6 protein-coding genes are annotated in these 4666 nt (G+C 64.6%); 2 read left to right on the top strand and 4 right to left on the bottom strand.

The annotated features are described in order from the left end of the window. The first annotated feature begins 129 nt into the window (after positions 1-129). A complete protein-coding gene (locus VGH41_RS00960; protein ID WP_331595429.1) occupies positions 130-1596 on the top strand; it encodes a cobyric acid synthase in 1467 nt (488 codons plus the stop codon). An 84-nt stretch (positions 1597-1680) separates the two neighbouring features. Here VGH41_RS00960 and VGH41_RS00955 read toward each other — a convergent pair whose 3' ends face one another. Further along, a complete protein-coding gene (locus VGH41_RS00955; RefSeq protein WP_331595428.1) occupies positions 1681-2100 on the bottom strand; it encodes a PaaI family thioesterase in 420 nt (139 codons plus the stop codon). 168 nt (positions 2101-2268) lie between these two features. Here VGH41_RS00955 and VGH41_RS00950 point away from each other — a divergent pair, with 168 nt between their 5' ends. Next, positions 2269-2904 (top strand): ParA family protein, encoded by a 636-nt coding sequence (locus VGH41_RS00950; RefSeq protein ID WP_331595427.1) that lies wholly within the window; start codon positions 2269-2271, stop codon positions 2902-2904. Positions 2905-2943: 39 nt separating this feature from the next. On the opposite strand, the gene panD is transcribed toward VGH41_RS00950, so the two are convergent. From panD to VGH41_RS00935, 3 genes are all read right to left on the bottom strand, one after another. Then, a complete protein-coding gene (gene panD / locus VGH41_RS00945; protein WP_331595426.1) occupies positions 2944-3330 on the bottom strand; it encodes an aspartate 1-decarboxylase in 387 nt (128 codons plus the stop codon). 59 nt (positions 3331-3389) lie between these two features. Continuing rightward, complete coding sequence (panC, locus tag VGH41_RS00940; protein WP_331595425.1) at positions 3390-4223, bottom strand: pantoate--beta-alanine ligase; 834 nt, start codon at positions 4221-4223, stop codon at positions 3390-3392. Between the two features lie 253 nt (positions 4224-4476). Then, positions 4477-4666 (bottom strand): segregation/condensation protein A (locus tag VGH41_RS00935; RefSeq protein WP_331595424.1); only part of this gene is annotated, 190 nt, incomplete at its 5' end.

The following is a 4666-nucleotide window of genomic DNA, read 5'->3' as shown; positions in this document are numbered from 1 at the left end:
CGCTCCATCATCGCTTGCATGCCGCTTGAACGCCGCCCGTTTCATCGAATCTTTCACCGCCGAGCCCGACATCCCGTGACCACCACTTCGACCCCGCATGACGCTGTACCCGTGCCGCGCGGCACGCTGATGATTCAGGGCACCACGTCCGATGCCGGCAAGAGCACGCTGGTTGCCGGTCTGTGTCGGCTTGCGCGCCGCGCCGGGGTGCGGGTCGCGCCGTTCAAGCCGCAGAACATGGCGCTCAATAGCGCGGTGACCGTGGACGGCGGCGAGATCGGCCGCGCGCAGGCGCTGCAGGCGGTGGCGGCCGGCATCGAGGCGCATACGGATCTGAACCCCGTGCTGCTCAAACCGACCAGCGACCGCGGCGCGCAGGTGATCATCCACGGCAAGGTGCGCGCGAATCTCGACGCGCGGGCCTATCACGAGTACAAGCCGCTCGCCTTCGAAGCCGTGCTGGAGTCCTATGGGCGTTTGCGGGCAGTTTACGACACGATCTTCGTCGAAGGCGCGGGCAGTCCCGCCGAGATCAACCTGCGCGAGCGCGATATTGCCAACATGGGCTTCGCGGAGGCTGTCGATTGCCCCGTGGTGCTGGTCGCCGATATCGACCGCGGCGGCGTTTTTGCGCATCTGACCGGGACGCTGGCGTGCTTGTCGGAGAGCGAGCAGGCGCGCGTGCGCGGCTTCATCATCAACCGCTTTCGTGGCGACGTCAGTTTGCTGAAACCGGGTCTGGACTGGCTGGAAGCCAAAACCGGCAAACCGGTGCTGGGCGTCGTGCCCTATCTGCATGGCCTCACGCTCGATGCCGAAGACATGCTGCCGCGCGAGCTGCGCTCGGCACAGGCAGCGGGCGCCGACGCGCGGTCTACCTTGCGGGTGGTCGTGCCGGCGCTGCCGCACATCAGCAATCACACGGATTTCGATGCACTGCGTGCCCATCCGCAGGTGGATTTTCACTACGTGCGTAGCGGCACGAAGCCGCCGGCTGCGGATCTGATCATCCTGCCCGGTTCGAAGAATGTGCAGGGCGATCTGGCGTTTCTGCGCGCGCAGGGCTGGGACGCGGTGCTGCAGCGGCATCTGCGCTATGGCGGCAAGGTGATCGGCGTGTGCGGCGGCATGCAGATGCTGGGGCGCGAAGTGGCCGACCCGCATGGCGTCGAAGGCGCGCCGGGAAGCGTCGCCGGCTTGGGCTGGCTCGATTATTCGACCACCCTCACGCGCGAGAAGACGCTGGAAAACGTTACGGGATGCCTGACGCTGCCGGGCGGAGCGGACGTGGCCGGTTACGAGATTCACATGGGCGAGACGGCTGGCCCGGCACTGGCCACGCCCGCGCTGCAGCTTCGCACAGGGCCGGGCGTGCGGCCGGACGGTGCGTTGTCGGCGGACGGGCAGATTCTGGCGACCTACGTGCATGGCCTGTTCGATACGCCCGAGGCCTGTTCGGCGCTGCTTGCCTGGGCGGGCCTGAGCGACCCGCAGGCGATCGATTATCCGGCGCTGCGAGAGGCGTCGCTGGACCGGCTTGCGGATACCTTGGCCGAGCATCTCGATCTGGCGCGGCTCTTTGCAGCGATGGCGTGAGGCGGTCCCGGCACGCGTGCGCTATGCCCATTGGATCGTGACAGGAGATCTACGGCGGCGCGTGGCGCCTCAACCCGAGCCCCCTCAATACAAAACCATCTGCGTGCAGCGGAATAGCGCGATGGTCTTGCCATTCGGGTCGGTCACGGTCGCGTCCCACACCTGAGTCGTGCGTCCCAGATGCACGCCTTTCGCCACCGCCCGGATCGTCCCCTCCGTGCAGGTGCCGAGGAAATTGCTCTTCAGCTCGATAGTGGTGAAATTGCGCGCCGTTTCAGGCAGATGGGCAAAACAGGCATACCCACAAGCCGTATCCGCCAGTCCGATGACCGTCGCCGCATGTAAAAATCCGTTGGGCGCCAACAGGTCGCTGCGCACGGTCAATTCCGCCGTGAGCGCCCCTTCTTCCAGCGCCACGACGCGCAGTCCGAGCAGCTCGGGGAGCTTGCCTCGCTGACGTTCGTGCAGGGCGTCGATACTGTAGTCACTACGCAGTTTGCTCATGATGTTCCATTGCAGTTTGTACGAAGCCGACCGTAAATAGCCGTTCGGGGGCTTCGGCGGAAAGGAATTTGTCGATATTATCAACGGCTGGATCGCCAGGGTCGACGCAACATCTGACTAGACGCGGCAAACCGGCTGGCAGCGCCAGCCTTCTTCCCGGGAGTATTCATGACGGTAATCGTGGTGGCCAATCCGAAGGGCGGCGTGGGCAAAAGCACGCTGTCGACCAATCTGGCCGGGTATTTCGCGGCCGCAGGCGAGTGGGTCGCGCTGGCGGACCTGGACAAGCAGCACTCGGCCCACGCGTGGCTCGACCTGCGGCCCGCCACGCTGCCGGCCATCGAAGCCTGGGAAGTGGATCTGGAGAGCCCCGCGAAGCCGCCCAAAGGGTTGGAGCACGCAGTGATCGACACCCCCGCAGGGTTGCACGGCAACCGGCTGGGTGTCGCGCTGGATCTGGCGGACAAGGTGATCGTGCCGCTCCAGCCGTCCATGTTCGATATTCTCGCCACCCAGGAATTTCTCGAGCGGCTCGCCAAGGAGAAGGCGGTGAGGAAGGGCGCGATCGAAATCGGCGTGGTGGGCATGCGGGTCGACGCGCGCACGCGCTCCGCCGAGCAACTGCACCGTTTCGTCGAAGGTCTGAAGCTGCCGGTGCTGGGATTCCTGCGCGACACACAGAACTACGTGCAGGCCGCGGCCCATGGTCTGACGCTGTGGGACGTCGCGAAAAGCCGGGTCGAGAAGGACCTGGAGCAGTGGCAGCCGATCATCGAATGGAGCGAGCGCAAGCCGAAGGGCTAAACGGGGCAGGGCGGCCCCGCCCGCCGGCTCCGCCCGGATTCAGGTCCAGCTTTGGGTCGGCACGTGATCGCGGCTGCCCTTGATCTTGTTGTTATCGTCGACGAACACCAGATCGGGTTTCCAGCCCGCTTTGAGTTCCGCTTCCTCGACCATCGCAAAGGCTGCGATGATCACCAGATCGCCCAGCTGCGCACGCCGCGCGGCCGAGCCGTTCAGCGAAATCATGCCGCTGCCGCGTTCGCCCTTGATCGCATAGGTCGAGAACCGTTCGCCGTTGTTGATATTCCAGATGTCGATCCGCTCATTTTCGAGGATATTCGCGGCTTCCAGCAGATCCTCGTCGATCGCGCACGAGCCTTCGTAGTGCAGCTCGCAGTGCGTGACCGCGACGCGGTGGATCTTCGACTTCAGCATATGACGTTGCATTAACCGTCCCTTTTCGGTTCCGATGGGTCTTCCGACGCGCGCCTGAGCAGTTCAGGCGGTCAGATTTCGAGGTTGTCGATCAGGCGCGTGGCGCCCAGTTTGGCGGCGGCGAGCACGACGAGCGGCGCGTCGGCGTCCTGCGCGGTGGGCGGCAGCAGGTTCACGCGCTTGCGCACGGCGATATAGTCCGGTTGCCAGCCACGCGCGGCGAGTGCGGCCATGGCGTCGCGCTCGATTGCGGCAAAATCGCGGTTGCCGGCCAGCACGGCCTCACGGACCCGGTTCAGCTCAGCCGCGAGGCGCGGCGCTTCGGCGCGTTCCGCCGCCTGCAGATAGCGGTTGCGCGAACTGAGCGCGAGGCCGTCCGTATCGCGCACGGTTTCGGCGGCGATCACTTCGGTCGGCAGAGCGAACTGGTTGCACATCTGGCGCACGATCATCAGCTGCTGGTAATCCTTCTTGCCGAACACGGCAACGCGCGGCTGCACGCACGACATCAGCTTCATCACGACGGTACACACGCCCTGGAAGAATCCCGGCCGGAATTCGCCTTCGAGGATGTCGCCCAGATCGTGCGGCGGATGCACGCGGTATTCCTGCGGTTCCGGATACAGATCGCGTTCGGTCGGCGCAAACAGTACGTAGACGTTCTCTTTTTGCAGCTTTTCGATGTCGGCTTCCAGCGTGCGCGGGTATTTGTCGAAATCCTCGTTTGGCCCGAATTGCAGCCGGTTGACGAAGATGCTCGCCACCACCGGGTCGCCGTGCTGGCGGGCGAGGCGCATCAGCGAAAGATGGCCCTCGTGCAGATTGCCCATCGTCGGAACGAACGCAGTGCGGTTCTGGCCGCGCAACTGGTCGCGCAATTCGTGGATCGAGCTGATGACTTTCATGATCGGACGGTGTTTTCCTCGCGCGGCGCGGGACTTGAGTGGAACAGAAACGGCGCATCGTGCCCCGTTTAATCGCTCAGAAGTCCCGTTCCGGTGATGACAGGTTCGGAGCGCGGGATTGTAGTGGATTCTTTGCCCGGGCGCACCGAAATGAGGCCCGTGCTGCGCGAGCGCCAGCGAGACGGAATTCGGAGCGGCGCCCGTACGGCCACATGATAGCGACCTTGAGCCGGGCACAGCTCAGGCAGGCAACTCAGGCAGGCAAATACGCGAGCCGCACGTAAATGGGCGCGAAGGGCTCGGCCTGGGTGATTTCGATCAACGACTCACGCGACAACTCCAGCATGGCGATGAAATTCACCACCACCACCGGCACGCCGCGCGTGGTGTCGAACAGGTCGGAGAACTCGATAAAGCGCGCGTTCTGCAACTGCCGCAGGATC

This window comes from Paraburkholderia sp. (assembly GCF_036488795.1).
Lineage (GTDB): Bacteria > Pseudomonadota > Gammaproteobacteria > Burkholderiales > Burkholderiaceae > Paraburkholderia.
This window is presented reverse-complemented; position numbering and strand designations above follow the sequence as displayed.